Annotated in this window: 14 protein-coding genes and 1 tRNA gene; 4 read left to right on the top strand and 11 right to left on the bottom strand. The window is 47.2% G+C overall.

From position 1 onward, the window contains the following. Positions 1-145: 145 nt before the first annotated feature. The 6 genes from H6F56_RS08460 to H6F56_RS08435 form a co-directional block, all read right to left on the bottom strand. Positions 146-373 carry an indolepyruvate ferredoxin oxidoreductase subunit alpha gene (locus H6F56_RS08460; protein WP_190666770.1) on the bottom strand — a complete coding sequence of 76 codons (228 nt, stop codon included), beginning with the start codon at positions 371-373 and terminating at the stop codon, positions 146-148. A gap of 32 nt (positions 374-405) precedes the next feature. Then, positions 406-1,620 carry an ATP phosphoribosyltransferase regulatory subunit gene (locus H6F56_RS08455; RefSeq protein ID WP_190666768.1) on the bottom strand — a complete coding sequence of 405 codons (1,215 nt, stop codon included), beginning with the start codon at positions 1,618-1,620 and terminating at the stop codon, positions 406-408. Further along, complete coding sequence (locus tag H6F56_RS08450) at positions 1,620-2,597, bottom strand: J domain-containing protein (RefSeq protein WP_190666766.1); 978 nt, start codon at positions 2,595-2,597, stop codon at positions 1,620-1,622. The genes H6F56_RS08455 and H6F56_RS08450 overlap by 1 nt, the downstream gene beginning before the upstream one ends. A 67-nt stretch (positions 2,598-2,664) precedes the next feature. Next, positions 2,665-3,504 (bottom strand): inositol monophosphatase family protein, encoded by an 840-nt coding sequence (locus H6F56_RS08445; RefSeq protein ID WP_190666764.1) that lies wholly within the window; start codon positions 3,502-3,504, stop codon positions 2,665-2,667. 34 nt (positions 3,505-3,538) lie between these two features. After that, complete coding sequence (locus H6F56_RS08440; RefSeq protein ID WP_190666762.1) at positions 3,539-4,114, bottom strand: thermonuclease family protein; 576 nt, start codon at positions 4,112-4,114, stop codon at positions 3,539-3,541. Further along, a complete protein-coding gene (locus H6F56_RS08435) occupies positions 4,104-4,472 on the bottom strand; it encodes a 2Fe-2S iron-sulfur cluster-binding protein (RefSeq protein WP_190666760.1) in 369 nt (122 codons plus the stop codon). The genes H6F56_RS08440 and H6F56_RS08435 overlap by 11 nt, the downstream gene beginning before the upstream one ends. 264 nt (positions 4,473-4,736) lie before the next feature. Between H6F56_RS08435 and H6F56_RS08430 the strand changes: the two genes are divergently transcribed. After that, positions 4,737-4,823 (top strand) — tRNA-Ser (locus H6F56_RS08430). 275 nt (positions 4,824-5,098) lie between these two features. Here H6F56_RS08430 and uvrA read toward each other — a convergent pair. The 3 genes from uvrA to H6F56_RS08415 form a co-directional block, all read right to left on the bottom strand. Next, positions 5,099-8,101, bottom strand: coding sequence for an excinuclease ABC subunit UvrA (gene uvrA, locus H6F56_RS08425; protein ID WP_190666759.1), 3,003 nt, complete (start codon positions 8,099-8,101; stop codon positions 5,099-5,101). Positions 8,102-8,188: 87 nt separating this feature from the next. After that, the gene (locus H6F56_RS08420; RefSeq protein WP_190666757.1) at positions 8,189-9,619 is read right to left on the bottom strand and encodes a serine/threonine-protein kinase; all 1,431 of its coding nucleotides are present in this window, start codon (positions 9,617-9,619) and stop codon (positions 8,189-8,191) included. 9 nt (positions 9,620-9,628) lie between these two features. Then, on the bottom strand, positions 9,629-9,883 hold the full coding sequence (locus tag H6F56_RS08415) for a hypothetical protein (protein WP_190666755.1): 255 nt from the start codon (positions 9,881-9,883) through the stop codon (positions 9,629-9,631). A gap of 91 nt (positions 9,884-9,974) precedes the next feature. Here H6F56_RS08415 and H6F56_RS08410 point away from each other — a divergent pair, with 91 nt between their 5' ends. Then, positions 9,975-11,414, top strand: coding sequence for a hypothetical protein (locus H6F56_RS08410; RefSeq protein ID WP_190666753.1), 1,440 nt, complete (start codon positions 9,975-9,977; stop codon positions 11,412-11,414). Between the two features lie 14 nt (positions 11,415-11,428). On the opposite strand, the gene H6F56_RS08405 is transcribed toward H6F56_RS08410, so the two are convergent. After that, a complete protein-coding gene (locus H6F56_RS08405; protein WP_190666751.1) occupies positions 11,429-13,573 on the bottom strand; it encodes a serine/threonine-protein kinase in 2,145 nt (714 codons plus the stop codon). A gap of 188 nt (positions 13,574-13,761) precedes the next feature. After that, complete coding sequence (locus H6F56_RS08400) at positions 13,762-13,983, bottom strand: helix-turn-helix domain-containing protein (protein ID WP_190666749.1); 222 nt, start codon at positions 13,981-13,983, stop codon at positions 13,762-13,764. A 118-nt stretch (positions 13,984-14,101) separates the two neighbouring features. Between H6F56_RS08400 and H6F56_RS08395 the strand changes: the two genes are divergently transcribed. Together H6F56_RS08395 and typA are read left to right on the top strand one after the other, a co-directional pair. Continuing rightward, positions 14,102-14,542, top strand: coding sequence for a hypothetical protein (locus H6F56_RS08395; protein WP_190666747.1), 441 nt, complete (start codon positions 14,102-14,104; stop codon positions 14,540-14,542). A gap of 107 nt (positions 14,543-14,649) precedes the next feature. Next, a complete protein-coding gene (gene typA / locus H6F56_RS08390; RefSeq protein ID WP_190666745.1) occupies positions 14,650-16,440 on the top strand; it encodes a translational GTPase TypA in 1,791 nt (596 codons plus the stop codon). The last annotated feature ends 583 nt before the right edge of the window (positions 16,441-17,023 follow it).

The following is a 17,023-nucleotide window of genomic DNA, read 5'->3' as shown; positions in this document are numbered from 1 at the left end:
CATCTGTGTTTATCTCTAGTTATAAATTCCCCACTTATAAAAATAGTTTTTAACGCAGAAGAACGCAGACTTAGAGTTTTCTTTAAATTTTCTGTCAAAAGCTCTGCATCCCTCTGCGCCATAAATACACTCAGACACCCAAAACTTATTGCGGTGTCTTTTGCAACTCAGGGCGTTCTTCTGCAACAATTGCTCCTTCTACAGGACACACCTGCATACAAATGCCGCAGTCAATACAAGTTGCAAAGTCAATCCAGTACCAATCCGTTCCCTTCGTATTCTTACCAGGGCCGGGATGAATGCAAGCCACTGGACAGGCATCAACGCAATCCGCGATGCCTTCACAGGTGTTAGTAACAATCGTGTGCGGCACAGTGTTCTTCCTCTCTCAGCAGTTCTTAATCGTTAGCTTAACGTTTCGATTTCCGGTTCACCGGCATCCTTGACCCAAGCAATCTGTTTAATGCGGCGTTGCTGCGCGTATTCTCGCACGGCTTCGGGTGTTTCTCTCTGCCCGAAATCTAGCTCAACCCGAACTAAATCACCGTCTTGCCGGAGTTTTTGGGCGTAGGCAAAGGCAGCAGCATCCGCTTGAGAACTCACCGGCACGACTAACCAATCACTGGGCACAGTATAAGCCGGCAGTTGACCCCCTGGCAGCAAACAGGCGTGCAAGTCTTCAATATTCAGCGAGAACCCAATCCCCGGATAGGTTTCCCCTTGAGGATGATACAGTCCCAGCAGTTGGTCATAGCGTCCGCCTTGGCCTAACACTTGCTGTCCTGCTTCGCTTTCGCTGACGACTTCAAAGACAATGCCGGTGTAGTAGTCAAAGGTTTGAATCAAGCTCAGATCCAAAATTACTGGAAATGCTGACGACTCGTTCAGTAATTCGACCAGAGATTTGAGATTATTGACAATTTGCTGCTGATGTGCATCCAAGCTCAATTGACCGACACGTTGCAGCACGTCAGCAGGGCGTCCCCGCAAATCGAACAAAAACAGCGCTCGTTCTCGCTGATCGGGGGAGAGGGGCAAGGTTTCTAGAGCAATGCGATCTAGATGGGCAATTGCGTGCCGCACCTGATTTTGCAATGCCGGCTCAAAAGCAGCAAGCAGCGATTGCATCAAGCCGGCTTCCCCTAAAATCACCCGCCATTGGTTCAGCCCCAAACTCTGCAAGCACTGGGACAACAGCAGCAAAATCTCGGCATCCGCCATCACGCCGCCGGCACCGAGCAATTCCACCCCAGCTTGGTAAAACTCCTGCTGCCCGCCGTGAATCCCTTCGCCGGCTGTGCGGAACACATTGGCATTGTAGTAAAGGCGCTGGGGATAGGTTGTCCCCGCCATGCGAGTCACCGCCGCACGGGCAATGGAAGCCGTCAACTCTGGGCGCAACCCCAGCACCTCATCCTCGGCATCGCGCAGCTGGATTACAGTCGATGGCTGGACAGCACCCCCAGCCATCAGCGTGTCCAACCGCTCTAGGGTTGAGGTAATAATTCGGTGATAGCCCCAGCGGCGAAAAACTGTTCGCAAGCGCTCTTCTATCCAGTGTTTTTGAGCCACATCGAGGGGTAATAAATCCCTCGCGCCGGTTGGTGGTTGATAAACCATTATTTTTTCTTCCCGCCACCTCCAAACAACCCTCCAAAGATACCACCACCGGGCTGATCGGGCTTACCTGATTTCGGCGATGTTTTGGATGTCCCACCCTTGGTTCCACCTTTTTGAGGCGGCTTTTCTAGCAATCTCTTCGCATCGAGTGCTACTTTCTCTTCAGGGTTCAACTGCAAGGCTTTATTAATATGAACCTTAGCCATTGTTGCCTGATTTTGCTTCACATAAATCATCCCCAATAAGCCATGACACTGGCTACTATTCGGCTCAAGCTTGAGGGCGTCCCGCAGTTCGATAATGGCTTGAGCAAAATTGTTTTTGCTCATCCAATCTTCCGCGCGCCGGTAGTATCCTTCCGCCCGTGACTCCGCTTTTGGAGGCGGTGGCGGTGGGGGGGCAGTTGTGGAAGCTGCGGCTGGGGGGCGAGTTGAAGCTGCCGGCATCCCTGTTGCTGCCGGCTTTTGAGTCTGCTGGGTTTGCCCGACAACTGCGCCTCTACTTTCTTGCCGCATCAGATAAACCATATTGAGTTCACTGATTTGGGCAATCACGTTGAGAGTTTGCGATAAAGATTGATACTCAGTTTCTGCCAAATTTGCTACTAAAGTTTTGTAAGCTCTTTCAAACTCACCTGCTTTAGATAACTGTTTTGCCAGATCACTGTGAAGTTGGATCTTAGATGCCTCTTGAAGACAGCGCTTTCCCATCAACCCTAAAAGGACAGAATATTCCGCACGTTCACGCTCATTGGAGAATTTCGTGTAAGCGGGACTCACTAGCTTTGAAAATAGATCACTCGCTAGTTGTTTATCCGCTTCATTGTCAGCCTTGCAACTATCAGGATGCAGGCGACGAGCAATCTTGAGATACCGCTTGCGGATGTCATTAAACTCCGCATCAACAGGAACCCCTAAAATGGCGTGATGATCTGTGAAGTCAAACTTAAATAATCCTTGTTCAATTTGAAAAGACATGGTGCGCCATCCCACTTCGCTGCCTATCGGTTGTTTCTAATGTACCTTGGGAACCCAATTCACGGCATTAGTGATTCCTCGAAGGTACAGCATCTCCCCAAGAGGTTAGGCTCGGAACTTGTAATAATTCTTTGCTTAGCTCGGCGTGAATTTGACCGTTGGTTGCGAGAATTCTTCCAGAGCGGATTTGGAAAGGGCTGCCATCATAAGCGGTGACTCGCCCACCGGCTTCTTCAACTAAGACTACGCCGGCTGCTACATCCCAAGGGGATAAACCTCGCTCCCAGTATCCATCTAAACGCCCACAGGCAACATGGGCTAAATCGAGGGATGCCGATCCACTGCGCCGCACGCCCTGAGTTAAATGGGTGAGATGACAGAATTCCGCATAGTTATTGTCGGTGGTTTCACGTCGGTCGTAGGCAAAGCCGGAGACGAGTAAACTTTTACTTAACAAAGGGGTTTGGGAAACTTGGATGGGACGCCGGTTGCGCGTGGCACCCAGCCCTTTGCCGGCTCTAAATAATTCATTATGGAAAGGGTCAAAAATCGCTCCCACAGAAGGAACCCCGTCAATCAGCAGCCCCACAGAGGCAGATGAGAAGGGATACTGGTGGGCGTAGTTGGTGGTGCCGTCGAGGGGATCGATTGCCCAGAGGTAGGTGCCGGTGGTATCTCCCAACGCCCCACTTTCCTCGGCTAAAATTCCGTGATCGGGTACGTGACGCCGCAAAACTTCCAAAATTGCTTTTTCAGCGGCTTTATCCGCTTCCGTCACCAAATCCCCAGGACGCCCTTTTTCTTGAACTTCCTCTAAGTTGCCCCAGTAAGCTTGCAACACTGCGCCGGCAGCCAGTGCTGCTTCTGTTGCGATATCTAAGAAAATTTTCAGTTGGACATCAGTCATGGATGATGGGTGATTGATGAAGAACAATGGACAATTATGACTGATTTTGACTGCGAAACTCTGCAGGAGTCAGGCGCATCGGGTTTTCCGGGTTCCAAATGCCCAGCCCCATGAGTCTTGCCCATTCCTGGGCGTGTGCGAGACGTTCCGTGTATTTCGAGTTAGGGGAACGCGGCAGCGCCAGCACAGAACCGGCTTTTGCTAGTTGCTCATTGAGCATCTGCCCATTTTGCCACACGTAAGCTAACTGGGTGCAGCGCTCTTTGTAGCAATATTTTTCCTCAACATCAAACTCTAACAACACCGGCTGTCCCTGAATCATTTCTTCTAAGCGTTTTGCCGCCTCCATTCCCCAAGGCTGCTGCTTCAAATCGGGTGCCTCAACGCCAATCAGCCGCACCCTCTCGAATGTGCCAGAAGTGCCGGCAATCTCCAAAGTTTGCCCGCTAACCACCCGTTCAACATTAACCGTTAATCCTTGCGGGGGTGCCGGTTTTTCACAGCCAATTAGATACACCGCAGCAAAAATACCTAAAAAACAAAGAATTAGGGATGAAACCCATCTGCGTTTCACCTGCGGAATCTGCGGTTCAAAATCTTCAATCTTCATCCAACGGCAATCCCGCCCGAATTTTACCTTTGCCAAAGTAGCGCCCGAATTGGAGTTCGTAAACTTCATCCTCATCTTGGGTTTCCACTTCTAAGTCGCAACGGGCATAACTGACGCACAACAAGGCGTAGCCGCGTTTCCGCAAATCAGGAGATAGCCCCATTGCTTCTGGCTGGTAAATTTCGCCGGTTTTCACGCGCACCGCACAGGTGGTACACGCCCCATTGCGACAGGAAAAGGGCAGCTCTACGCCTTGATTTTCAGCACTTTGCAGGATGTAGCGATCTTCGGGCACCACAATAATGTGTCGCTTGCCGGTTTGCCGGTTGTGAATGGTAATTTTGTGAGAGCGAGTCATCAGATTTTAATAGAAAGACTTAGAGGCTAGGGAAGAGTCGGGGAGGGGGAGAGCATTCTCTATGATTTATTATCGATGCCCCATGCCCTCATCTATTATGGGCCTGAGTAGAGAGTACGATAAAACCGGCACCCCGATCTAGCCGGTGCGGCACTGGGGCAAAAAAATAAATTTGAGAATTCTCTTTTCAAACTTACCAGGGTTCTGCTAATATAGTTTTCCTGTGGCAAATGTGGCAAATAAACAAAAAGCCCATTTTCACCTGGAGAGGTGGCCGAGCGGTTTAAGGCGCAGCACTGGAAATGCTGTGTGGGGGTAACTTCACCGTGGGTTCAAATCCCACCCTCTCCGTTTCAAAAGATTGATATAGAAGGGTTTTAGGGGCTGAAGTGTTGCCGGCAACGCAACTCTTTTGGCTGTATTTTCTCCAAATTTCCTTGGTTTTTGACTATGATTCGTGCAGCAATCGTTTAACCATTGCCGACGTACGTTTTCTTATCAAGAATTGTAGGATGGGCTTCGCTATGGCTCTACCCATCTTTCTTGAACCGCTGCCGGCATCTTTTCCTCTAGGGGTTTGTTGGGTTTTTGTTCCTTAACCCAACTTACTATAAGAGGAACGCAATCTAAGCTTTCTTTTTTAACTTGTCTTTATTAATCTGAATTGCCGGCGGATGTTGTAGCAACACCGACTTCAAATATTGTCCTGTATAAGAATGGGAACTTTTCGCCACTTGTTCTGGAGTTCCCTCTGCAATAATTTCTCCACCTTTATTGCCCCCTTCTGGGCCTAAGTCTATCACCCAATCCGCACACCGAATCACATCTAAATTATGTTCAATCACTAAAATTGAATTGCCTTTATCGACTAACCGCTGCAATACATTGAGCAACTGGTGAACATCATAAAAGGATAAGCCGGTTGTCGGTTCATCGATTAAATACAGGGTTTTTCCAGTTGCACGTTTAGACAATTCGGTTGCTAATTTTACCCGCTGCGCTTCTCCACCAGATAGGGTAGGTGCCGGCTGCCCTAATTGGATATACCCTAAGCCAACATCCACTAAAGTTTGTAATCGGCTTCCCGCCTTAGGGATATTTTTAAACATCTCTAAAGCTTCTTCAACCGTCATATTGAGAACATCAGATATTGATTGGCTTTTGTACTTCACTTGCAGCGTTTCCCGGTTATATCTCGCCCCTTTGCACACCTCACATTGTACATACACATCGGGCAAGAAATTCATCTCAATAACATTCACGCCTTGCCCGCCGCAAGCTTCACAACGTCCGCCTTTGACGTTAAAAGAAAACTGTCCTTGTTTGTAACCTCTGGCTTTCGCTTCAATGGTTTCCGCGAATACCGCACGAATGGCATCAAAGATGCCGGTGTAAGTCGCGGGATTAGATCGAGGAGTGCGACCGATGGGTGATTGATCAATTACAATGGCTTTATCAATTGCGTCGAGTCCTTGGATCTCATCCAATTCTTTCGGCAACGGAACTTTGCGGCTGAGTTGATGCTGCAATGCTGGATAAAGCAGTTCGTTAATCAGCGTAGATTTACCTGAACCGGAGACGCCGGTGACGCTGACAAGCTTGCCAAGGGGAATGTCAACATTGATATGTTTTAAGTTATTACGATAAGCATTTTTGATTTGCAGTTTTTTGCCATTTCCCGCTCTTCTTTCGCATGGGGTTTCTATGACCCTGCGTCCCGACAAATAAGCGCCGGTGAGCGAATCTTCTGCGGCTAATAGTGTTTCTAAATTGCCTTGTGCGACAATCTGCCCACCGTGAACACCGGCATGAGGGCCAATATCGACAATACAATCGGCTGCGCGAATCGTTTCTTCATCGTGTTCGACGACAATTAAAGTATTCCCTAAAGACCGCAATTTTGTTAAAGTATTCAGCAAACGTCCGTTGTCTCTTTGATGCAATCCGATACTCGGTTCATCTAAAACATAGAGAACGCCGGTAAGTCCAGAACCGATTTGGGTAGCAAGGCGAATTCGCTGCGCTTCTCCCCCAGAAAGCGTCATGGCTGGACGATCTAAGGAGAGGTAATCTAAGCCAACATCGAGAAGAAATTGCAGCCGTGCGCGAATTTCTCTCACAACTAAATCGGCAATTTTTGCTTGGCGTTCAGTTAAATTTAGGTTATTCGTGCGTTCCAAACATTCGCTGATCGAGGAGCCGGTTAAATCGGTAATTCGGGAACCTCCCAACCTTACAGAAAGCGCTTCTGCTTTAAGACGTTTTCCCTGACAAACTTCACAGGCTTGATCGACTAAATACGGTTCTAATTTCTGTTTTTGCAGCTCCGAAGAGGTTTCATCGTACTGACGCTGTAAGATAGGAATAACACCTGGGAAGGGTCGGCGATAGCCTTGCCCGTTGCGGTAACGAGAATCGGCTTCAATCAAAATTGCTTCTTCAGAACCGTGCAGTAAAATGTGCTGTTGTTCTGTGGTTAGTTGCTTCCAAGAAGTGTTAATATCAAAGCCAAAAGCTTTACCGGCACTGTAAAGTAAAGATAGATAATAAGAGTTATCTTTGTCTGACCAAGGCGCAATCGCACTGTAAACCGGCGCTTCCAGATCGGGCACCACCATCTCAGGAGAAAATCTTCGCAAACTCCCCAAACCGTGACAGCTTGGGCAGGCACCATAAGGCGAATTAAACGAGAACAATCGCGGCGAAAGTTCTTCCATTACCGCCCCATGTTCTGGGCAAGCAAAGTTTTCAGAAAATACTAATTCTTGGTCATTGTTTGCCGGCTTTTCTTCTGCATCCTGATTGGGAGGAGTTAAAGGCGGATCGCCTGCCGGCTCATTAATTAAAATTATGGCAATGCCATTAGAATGTCGCAAACAAGTTGTCAGAGAATCTGTAAGGCGTTCTTCTATCCCGGATTTTTTTACAAGTCGGTCAATGACAATTTCAATCGTATGCGTATAATTTTTATCTAATTCAATCGTGTCAGAAAGTTCGCGCACTTCTCCATTCACGCGGACGCGAACAAATCCTTCTGAAGCAAGACTTGACAAAAGTTTCTTATGAGTCCCTTTCTTGCCACGGACGACGGGGGCAAGAATTTGAAATTTCGTGCGATCTGGCAAGTCCATGATGCGATCGCACATCTCATCAATCGTTTGGGGGGCAATGCTGCGATCACAATGAGGACAGTAAGGTTCACCGGCACGCCCAAATAGCAATCTAAAATAATCGTAAATCTCCGTTACGGTGCCAACCGTTGAGCGCGGGTTGTGGGAGGTAGACTTTTGATCAATCGAAATCGCGGGACTTAAACCCTCAATCGCATCGACATCAGGCTTATCCAACTGTCCCAAGAATTGCCGTGCATAAGCGCTGAGAGATTCCACATAGCGGCGCTGTCCCTCTGCAAAGATGGTATCGAAGGCGAGGGAAGATTTGCCGGAACCAGAGACGCCGGTGAACACAATCAGGCGATCTCGCGGCAACTCCAGATCGATATTTTTCAGGTTGTGCTGCCTCGCACCCCGAATGCGAATCGTGTTTCCACCCGCCGGTTGAGGGTCGGGGTTGTGGCCATTTTTAGATACACCAAGCAGGGCGTCTGATTTTTCAGCAGGGTGGGACATGGAGGCATCACGTAACAGTGCTTAATAATTTTAGCGCTGCCTCTCACAGACCTACCTGCATTCAACGATAGAGATTTGGACTAATGTCTACTTGTGTTTTGTGCCATCCGGCATGATTGCATTCTCCAGGTTGGCATCCTTCAAGTTGGCATCCTTCAAGTTGGCATCCTTCAAGTTGGCACCCGATAGGTTGGCACGGCTGAAGTCTGCACGCCACAAGTTAGCTCCCTCTAGCTGGGCACCCCTCAAGTTAGCATTATTCAGGGCGGCCAATCCAAGGTTGGTATCCCTCAAGTTGGCATTCCTCAAGTCGGCCCCCCCTAGCTTGCTCTGCCATAGCATGGCACCCCCAAGCTTTGCACCAGATAGGTTGGCACCAGATAGGTTGGCACGGCTGAAGTCTGCACGTCTCAAGTCTGCATCGCTCAGATTGGCATCGCTCAGATCGGCACCCATCACGTTGACATCCTTCAGATCGGCACGGCTCAGATCACCACCAGATAGGTCGGCACCCTCAAGGTTTATGTGTATGAGCTCGCACCCTGGGCATCGCTTCTCTCGCCGCACCTCCTCCTCAATCGCGGCTTCAAGGGACAACGGTAAGAAATTTGATAGAAGATTGAACCCACCAAGGGTGATAGTCGCTAGTCCAAAAATAGTGATGGCTAGTTTTCTTTGTTGTAGGGATCTTCCCAGAATTTCTAGGGCTGTGGCTGTACCTTTCATCGGCTTTAATGCTTTTAAGGCAGCGCCGGCATTGCGATAACGCTGTTTGAGATTGGGGGCTACCATTTTTTCCAACCAATCAGTAAACAGGGGATTGATTTTGGGAGTTTTGCTTTTGAAATTAAAACGATAGTTATCATCCATTAAATTGCCAACATCAACGGAACGGGTGCCGGTGAGCAGGCAAATTAAGGTTGCTCCTAAACTGTAGAGATCTGAGGCTTCTGTAAGACTGCGGCCAAATTGTTCTTCTGGCGGCATGAAGCCAGGGGTGCCGGCGGCTACACTACTCATCGCCAATTCCCCACCGCGAATCCTGGCAAACCCAAAGTCAATGAGATAAGCATTAAATTGCTCGTCAACCAAGATATTTTCAGGTTTAATATCTCGATGGATAACTGAGGGAACACGGTTTTGCAGATAAACTAAAATTTCTAATACAGATTTAGCTATTTGCTTAACTTCTTCGGGTGTAAAACTGTTTCTTTCGGCTAAAGACGGTGCGTTTTTATATTCCTGCACCAGGCAAAAACCGGCTAATGTTTCAAAGGAATCGAGGTATTTAGGAATGCGGGGATGATCGAGCTGTTGCAAAACTTCGATTTCGCGCTGATAGGCTTTATAACCCGACCAATCAGAGCCGGTCATTGCAAAGCGGAATTCTTTGATTACAACTTGTTGGTTGTGATTAAGTGCAGTCGCCAAGTAGGTAATGCGCCCTGCTTCCCGGTTGCGCCCTAATTCTCTGATAGCCTGATAGCCCGGGTTAGAAAAGTCTGGATGCTCGCCCATGTTGATTTTTTATTTTACAGTTGAAATAGCACAATAACTGGTAAAACAGAAGAAGGGATGCTGCCGGCCCTCTTTGGGTGAATGACTTGGTTTGATACTGGCACAGAGTTTTTTAGCTTCAGGGAAATTGCTACTTTTCTTCATAAAGCGTAGGCGATTAGGCATTGGGGTGCGATCGCCACTTTGACACGCGCACAAACAAGCGATATTTTCAATGCCAGATGAGATGCCGGTGACAAAGCTGTGCGTTATTTGAATAGCCATACAGGATTCGGAGGGAGCAAATGCTGGCTGCTACTTCTATGTTTTTACGATTACTTATCAAAATTTTTGAAAAATATTAGAGGAAAATTTTATGAGAAAAGGGCTGCTTCTTGGATTGTTAGTTCTGGCTTTACTTGTAGGCTTGGTGTTTGTTTTATTCGGTTTCAATGAAGATTTCAAACGACCGTTTGCATTACCGGCATCTGCTTTAGAAGAACCTTGGCCGGTTCAAAGTGGCCTCCGTATTGCCACACTGAACAGTAAAATTTCAACCGTGAATCGTGTTGTATTGGTTCCTGATGAAGCCACATTTCTGGCTGCATTGGGGCAGTGGAGTCTAGAAGGACGCTGGCCCATTTTGATTGAAGATAATAAGTACACACCGATGTTTTTGCAGCGATTTGAGTCGGCTGAGGTAATTCATGTGCCGTCAGTCAAAGATCCTTTACCAAAGGGTAAAACTCTGCAAGATTCCATGCTTAAAGCTGTCGTGGCTGCTTGGAATGCAACCGATATAGAATCGCTGCAGCAAAGCTGGAAGCGTTTGGGGTGGGAACCTCCTGGAGTTGTAATCACTTCGCAAAATGACCCCGCATGGCCGGCAGCCGTGGCTTTGGCTGCGGATCGCGGTCAACCTTTAGTATTTCTAGAAGATAATTTTGGGCAGCCGAATGATACCCTAACTGCTGAACAAATGCAGCGTTTAGAAGCGAGTATTGAAACTGCCGTCAAACAGACAGGTTATCCTTATAAAAAGCTTGGGGATTCTATTGATACGATTACCCTTGTTCGCGACTTTGCTGTTAAATATCAATCCCCTAAAAATGCCAAAGATCAGTTAGCCGTAACGGACGGGTTAGCCAGAAACAAAAATGGTGAACGCTGGGCGGTTGCTGGTTGGATTGCCGGTTCGCCGGCGCGGGCTGTTTATCAAGCAATGTGTGCAATTTTTCTTGAGCCTAAAACAGCCTTACTTTATAATAGCTATCAGCATAAAGGTTCATGGCTGGAATATGAAATGAGTCTAGCAGCTAGTGAGTTAAAAAACATAGGCGTGAAAATTCAAGCGGTGCAGCAACCTCAAGCTAACCTTGAAAAATGGCGGGATTTAATAGCTAAGGAATGGGAATATGATTTAGTTTTTGTTAATTCTAGTGGGGATAAAGCCTCATTTAATGTCGGGAAAGGTCAAGCCGTTGTTGATGATGTTCCTAAACTGAAATTTCCCGCAGCCGTTCACTTTATTCATAGTTGGTCTGCAACCACTCCAGATGATCCAGAAACTGTGGGCGGACGATGGCTAGAAAATGGGGCGTATTTGTATGCCGGCAGTGTTCACGAACCTTATTTATCCGCCTTCATTCCTCCCAAATTAATGGTCAAGCGGATGATGCGTTCCGCCCCATTTTTACTCTCTGCCCGTCAGTTAGAATCGCCCCCTTGGAAGGTGACAACAATTGGTGATCCTCTCACAATTTTCACGAAGCAAAGACGCAAAATTCCTCCAACTTATCTTCCCCTACCGAAGTAATTACTTGAATTTGACTAAAACTTAAGCGCCTGATTATTATCCACCAGCTCATCTTTCTTCTGTTTTTCTTCTAAAATAGGCGGATTGGTTGCTTCTAACTGTCTTTCTGCCTCTTTTTGTGCCTTAATAGCTTCGCGAAAATTCGGTTTTAATTGCACCGCTTTTTCATAAGAAACCATTGCATCTTCGTATCGTTTCAAGCTAAATAAAGCATTACCCCGACTGTACCAAGCTTCATAGTTATCTGGCTTGATATACACTGCGCTGTCATAAGAATTAACCGCTTGTTCGTACCGCTTCAAGTTGTACAGCGCATTGCCTCGGTTGTACCATGCTTGGGCATCATTTGGCTGTAACTGAATTACTTTATCATAAGATCCAAAAGCTTCTTCATACCGGCGCAATTGATGCAGTGACCAACCTAAATTGTACCAAGCTTCATAAGAATCGGGTTTTAACTGAACGGCTTTTTGGTAGGATTCAATTGCGTCTTGATACCGTTTCAAATTACTAAGTGCATTGCCTTTACTGTACCAGGCTTGAAAATAGTCTGGTTTTAAGCGAACTGCTTTATCATAAGATTCAACCGCATCTTTATAGCGATTTAATTTGAGAAATGAATTACCGCGATTATGCCAAGCTTTATAATAATCAGATTTGAATTCAACTGCTTTATCGTAAGAAGCAACGGCATCTTCATATCGCTGTAAATTGTGCAGCGCCCATCCCCGGTTATACCAAGCTTCATAATAGTCTGGTCTAATTTCAATCGCCTTTTCATAAGAAGTAATCGCTTCTTCATATCGCGGCACTTTCAGCAGCACCTCACCTCTTCCATTCCAGGCTTCTGAATAAGTCGGCTGAATTTTTAACGCCTCATCCAAGGAAGCAATCGCTTCTTCATACCGTTTTAAATTATCTAAAACATAGCTTCTTCCCAGCCAGGCTTCTAAATAATCAGGCTTGATTTGAATCGCTTTTTCGTAAGCTTCTAAGGCTTCTTTTTGTTGTTTTAAACTCGACAAAGCGTTAGCTTTATCTTTCCACGCTTCTGCATAATCAGGTTTAATTTTAATCGCTTTTGTGTAAGACTCAAGCGCTTCTTCATACCGCTTCAAATTATAAAGGGTGTTCCCTCGACTATATAAATCATTCGCATTGGATGAATGGATAGAATTAACAATAGAAACCGAAGCTAATCCAATGCCTGATCCCACGACAGCCAGAGAAATTAAAATCATTAACAGCTTCGATTGCGATTTTTTCGCTTTAACCGGCAACCCCCCGCCTACGGGCTTTGTTGGCAAAACCGGGTTCTTCAACTCTTTAAGTGCTTGCAGGGCTTCCGAGGCAGAAGGATAGCGTTGCCGGAAATCATAGCGCACCATTTTATCTAAAACTTCTGCGAGTTCAGGACTAACCGATACCCGTTCTCGCCAAATAATTTCTTCAGTATCGGCGTCTTTTTCAAATTGGTGAGGAAGCAAGCCGGTGAGTGCTTGAATTCCAATAATTCCCACAGCATAAACATCACTGCTTGGTTTAGGGTTCCCATGAGCTTGCTCACTAGGCATATAACCTGGAGTGCCAATGCTCACACTTACGCACGTCTGCCCTGCCGGCTGCACTTGCGTGGTAATTTGTTTAACAGCGCCAAAATCAATTAAAACTAACTTACTATCTTTATTACGTCGGATAATATTGCTAGGATTGATATCACGATGAATTACATTTTGCTGATGGACAAACTCTAAAACTTCAAGAATGTCTTGCAACAGGCAAATTACTTCATCCTCGCTTAAACTTCCGCCCGTAACTCCATTTTGACCAGGGTTAGAAGGGGAGAGTTCCTTGCCTAAATCGCGCCCTTCAACGAATTCCTGCACTAAATAGAATTCTTGATCTTCTTCAAAATAAGCAAAAAGTTGAGGAATTCGCTCATGTTTCCCCAACTTATACAAAACTTGCGCTTCGGTATCAAATAAACGTCTCGCTGTTTGCAAGGTTGCCGGATCGTTTGCCTGCGGCTTGAGTTGCTTGACAACACACTGATGGTTGCCTGGTAGCTGCCGATCTTCAGCTAGATAAGTTTGACCAAATCCCCCGCCTCCCAAATGGCTGATGATGTGGTAACGCCCACTAAGTGTTGTTTTCAGCATGAGATTCGTACAGTATTGGTGGAAGGAAAGCCGATGATTTGCTTGATGGCTGATTTTGATCTTGCCACAAATTACAAGAGTGCTGAGTGGTGAGTCCTGAGTGCTGAGTGAGAGTTTTAAGTTTTGAGTCGAGGAATGAATGCCCAATGCCCAATGCCCAATGCCCCATGCCCCATGCCCAAAAAAGCTTACTCCTCTACCACCTCAAATAAATCTTCAATCAGCACATCAAACGCCCGCGCCAGCTTTAGTAAGGCATTCAGATCAGCCATTGTCATCCCAGCAGAGACGGCATACGTTTTAACCGTACTGTAAGGAACTCCTGAACGCTCAGAAACTTCCTTCAGCGTCCAGCCTTCTTTCGCGGCAAATTCCTTGATTCGCAACTTGACCAATTCGCCTCTTGACATATAGTCGAGATTTCGGCTATTCTAGAAATTGTCATAAAAGCAATCACCCTCCGGCCTCGCAAACTGAAGGGCGATCACTCAATCAATACAATTACCCACAAAGTGGGAGTCATCTACAATGATACCAACACCGCTGCAGGAAGCAACGGTTGCTCATGCGCTTTATCGATTTGTTAGCGCCGAAGCTATTGCCCTTCTGCTCAACATTAAACCTGAAAAAATTCTTAAAATCCGGTGCTGGGCGCACGTCATCCTGGTCGTGGGAAAAGGCTTTAGCCGGTTTGTTAGCTATGCAGATTTGCCGCCCATAGTGGGCGTTAAGCCGCCTACGCCTCAAGATTATCTCCGGTGGCGTAAGCGCTGGCAGAAAAACAATTATCAAGCCCCTGCGTTTTGGGGTGAATTTTACACCCAAAAGCTCAGGCAAACTCGCCGCTTTTCCCAACTCCACGCCTGGTTGCGGTTGATAGAAGCAATCAAATCTTTACTACCGGCATCGGCAGTGCGAGAGCTGCAAAGTATATATACTCAACAAAATGGTTATTTACTGCCGGCTTAAAATCCCCTTGATCGGCTCATTTGCTCCATAAATAAGTTACAATTATTAAGAATATTTAACCCAAACTGCTCCGTCATACCGACAGCAATTCAGTCTCCGACGCAACTATGAGTCTTCCCATTCGCAACGTCGCCATCATCGCCCACGTCGATCACGGCAAAACCACCCTGGTTGATGCCCTGCTTAAACAATCCGGCATCTTCCGCGAAGGGGAAGAGGTACCAGATTGCGTTATGGACTCCAATGCCATTGAACGAGAGCGCGGCATCACAATTCTCTCCAAAAATACAGCCGTCAGATATAAAGACATTCTGATCAACATCGTCGATACACCTGGACACGCCGACTTTGGCGGCGAAGTTGAACGGGTGCTCGGCATGGTTGATGGCTGTCTGCTCATTGTGGATGCCAATGAAGGCCCAATGCCCCAAACCCGCTTCGTGCTGAAAAAAGCGCTGGAAAAGGGATTGCGCCCTATTGTTTTCGTGAATAAAATCGACCGGGGTCAGGCAGATCCTTACGGTGCGGTTGATAAAGTTTTGGATCTGTTCATCGAACTAGGCGCAGACGAGGATCAGTGTGATTTTCCTTATCTGTTCGGTTCCGGTTTAGGCGGCTACGCCAAAAAAGAGTTGGAAGCCGAAGGGGTGGATATGGAACCCCTATTCGAGGCGATTCTCGATCATGTGCCGCCACCAGTGGCTGACCCCAGCAAGCCCCTGCAATTGCAAGTCACCACCCTGGATTACTCCGAATATCTGGGACGGATCGTGATCGGTCGCATCCATAACGGCGTCATCAAAGCCGGCCAACAAGCCGCGCTGGTAACAGAAACAGGTGAAATTGTTAAGGGTAAAATCACCAAATTGATGGGCTTTAGCGGGCTGAAGCGGATTGACATGGCAGAAGCATCCGCCGGCTATATCGTCGCAGTTGCCGGTTTTGCGAACGCCAACATTGGCGAAACCATTACCTGCCCCAACGAACCGCTAGCGCTGCCCTTAATTAAGGTCGATGAACCGACCTTGCAAATGACCTTCTCCGTCAACGACTCCCCGTTTGCCGGTCAAGAAGGCACTTTAGTCACCTCGCGGCAAGTGCGTGATCGCCTCTTCCGCGAACTCGAAACCAACGTCGCCCTGCGCGTCGAAGAAACCGACTCCCCCGACAAATTCAAGGTTTCCGGTCGCGGTGAACTGCACTTGGGCATCTTAATCGAAACCATGCGCCGCGAAGGTTACGAGTTCCAAGTTTCGCAGCCGCAAGTTATTTACCGCGAAGTCAGTGGTCAACCTTGCGAACCCTTCGAGTGCTTAGTGCTCGACGTACCCGAAGAAGCCGTTGGTGGTTGCATTGAGCGACTTGGCCAGCGCAAAGGCGAAATGCAGGATATGCGCGTTGGTGGCAACGGTCGCACCCAGCTAGAATTTGTTATCCCCGCCCGTGGCTTAGTGGGTTTCCGGGGTGAATTCATGCGCTTAACTCGCGGCGACGGCATCATGAACCACAGTTTCCTCGACTACCGGCCTCTCAGCGGCGATATTTCTGCCCGTCGTAATGGTGTGCTGATTTCCTTTGAAGAAGGCGTCGCCACCTACTACTCCTTGCAAAATGCTGAGGATCGGGGTGTATTCTTTATCACTCCTGGTACGAGGGTTTACAAAGGCATGATTGTGGGTGAAAACAACCGGCCTCAAGACCTGGAGTTGAATCTCTGCAAGACAAAGCAGCTAACCAACCACCGCGCCTCTGGTGGGGAAGAACTGGTGCAACTGCAAGCGCCGGTGGACATGAGTTTAGAACGGGCTTTGGAGTACATTGGGCCAGATGAATTGGTGGAAGTCACGCCGCTATCAATTCGCCTGCGGAAGTTGAGCAAGAAGCTAGCCAGACGCTAAATCAAATAAGCGCATAGTAGCCGGCAACTTCAAACTTGCCGCTACACAAACTAAGCCCGCAAATGCGGGCTTTTTTGTTGCGAAGCAACCATTTCACGACGAGGCTGCTACGCAAATAAGTTTTTCTGTTAGAGAGAGGTGTAGGGGCGCACCTGCCTAAGCGCCGAGAAATCACGTGTGCGCCCTCTTGAACAGAGAGGAAGAGAGGAATGGGGGATTTCAATTTGCATCACTAAAATAGTGAATTAGATACGCGTTAGCTTTACTACAAAAAGTTCACACAAAGCTGTGCTTTGCTTCCCTAGTGCCGGCTAAAATCCACCATGTGTTGGGATAAAGTAGTAAGCTTTTATACACTGTTAACTGCTGATTTTTGTCAGGTTAACCGTTAAGTTAAATAATCGGATAACAAACAATCATAAAAATTATTTAAGACGTTTTATTCAAAAAATTGTTCCAACTTTGACGCTAAGAATCGGCTTTTTGCATTTAAAGTTGAAAGCCGGAAGTTAATTGCTTGAAAGATGAGTGATTGCTTCTACTGATTTATTCAATTTCTTTACATTTAAACCGATCTCTAGCT

Source organism: Microcoleus sp. FACHB-672, from assembly GCF_014695725.1.
In the GTDB taxonomy this organism is placed as follows: domain Bacteria; phylum Cyanobacteriota; class Cyanobacteriia; order Cyanobacteriales; family Oscillatoriaceae; genus FACHB-68.
Note: the sequence above shows the minus strand (reverse complement) of the source record. Positions and strands in the feature narration are given on the sequence as shown.

Excerpts from the sequence above, each read along its gene's own strand:
- H6F56_RS08455 (WP_190666768.1), bottom strand. The coding sequence starts at position 1,620 with ATGGTTTATCAACCACCAACCGGCGCGAGGGATTTATTACCCCTCGAT.
- H6F56_RS08450 (WP_190666766.1), bottom strand. The coding sequence starts at position 2,597 with ATGTCTTTTCAAATTGAACAAGGATTATTTAAGTTTGACTTCACAGAT.
- H6F56_RS08445 (WP_190666764.1), bottom strand. The coding sequence starts at position 3,504 with ATGACTGATGTCCAACTGAAAATTTTCTTAGATATCGCAACAGAAGCA.
- H6F56_RS08440 (WP_190666762.1), bottom strand. The coding sequence starts at position 4,114 with ATGAAGATTGAAGATTTTGAACCGCAGATTCCGCAGGTGAAACGCAGA.
- H6F56_RS08435 (WP_190666760.1), bottom strand. The coding sequence starts at position 4,472 with ATGACTCGCTCTCACAAAATTACCATTCACAACCGGCAAACCGGCAAG.
- uvrA (WP_190666759.1), bottom strand. The coding sequence starts at position 8,101 with ATGTCCCACCCTGCTGAAAAATCAGACGCCCTGCTTGGTGTATCTAAA.
- H6F56_RS08420 (WP_190666757.1), bottom strand. The coding sequence starts at position 9,619 with ATGGGCGAGCATCCAGACTTTTCTAACCCGGGCTATCAGGCTATCAGA.
- H6F56_RS08415 (WP_190666755.1), bottom strand. The coding sequence starts at position 9,883 with ATGGCTATTCAAATAACGCACAGCTTTGTCACCGGCATCTCATCTGGC.
- H6F56_RS08410 (WP_190666753.1), top strand. The coding sequence starts at position 9,975 with ATGAGAAAAGGGCTGCTTCTTGGATTGTTAGTTCTGGCTTTACTTGTA.
- H6F56_RS08405 (WP_190666751.1), bottom strand. The coding sequence starts at position 13,573 with ATGCTGAAAACAACACTTAGTGGGCGTTACCACATCATCAGCCATTTG.
- H6F56_RS08400 (WP_190666749.1), bottom strand. The coding sequence starts at position 13,983 with ATGTCAAGAGGCGAATTGGTCAAGTTGCGAATCAAGGAATTTGCCGCG.
- H6F56_RS08395 (WP_190666747.1), top strand. The coding sequence starts at position 14,102 with ATGATACCAACACCGCTGCAGGAAGCAACGGTTGCTCATGCGCTTTAT.
- typA (WP_190666745.1), top strand. The coding sequence starts at position 14,650 with ATGAGTCTTCCCATTCGCAACGTCGCCATCATCGCCCACGTCGATCAC.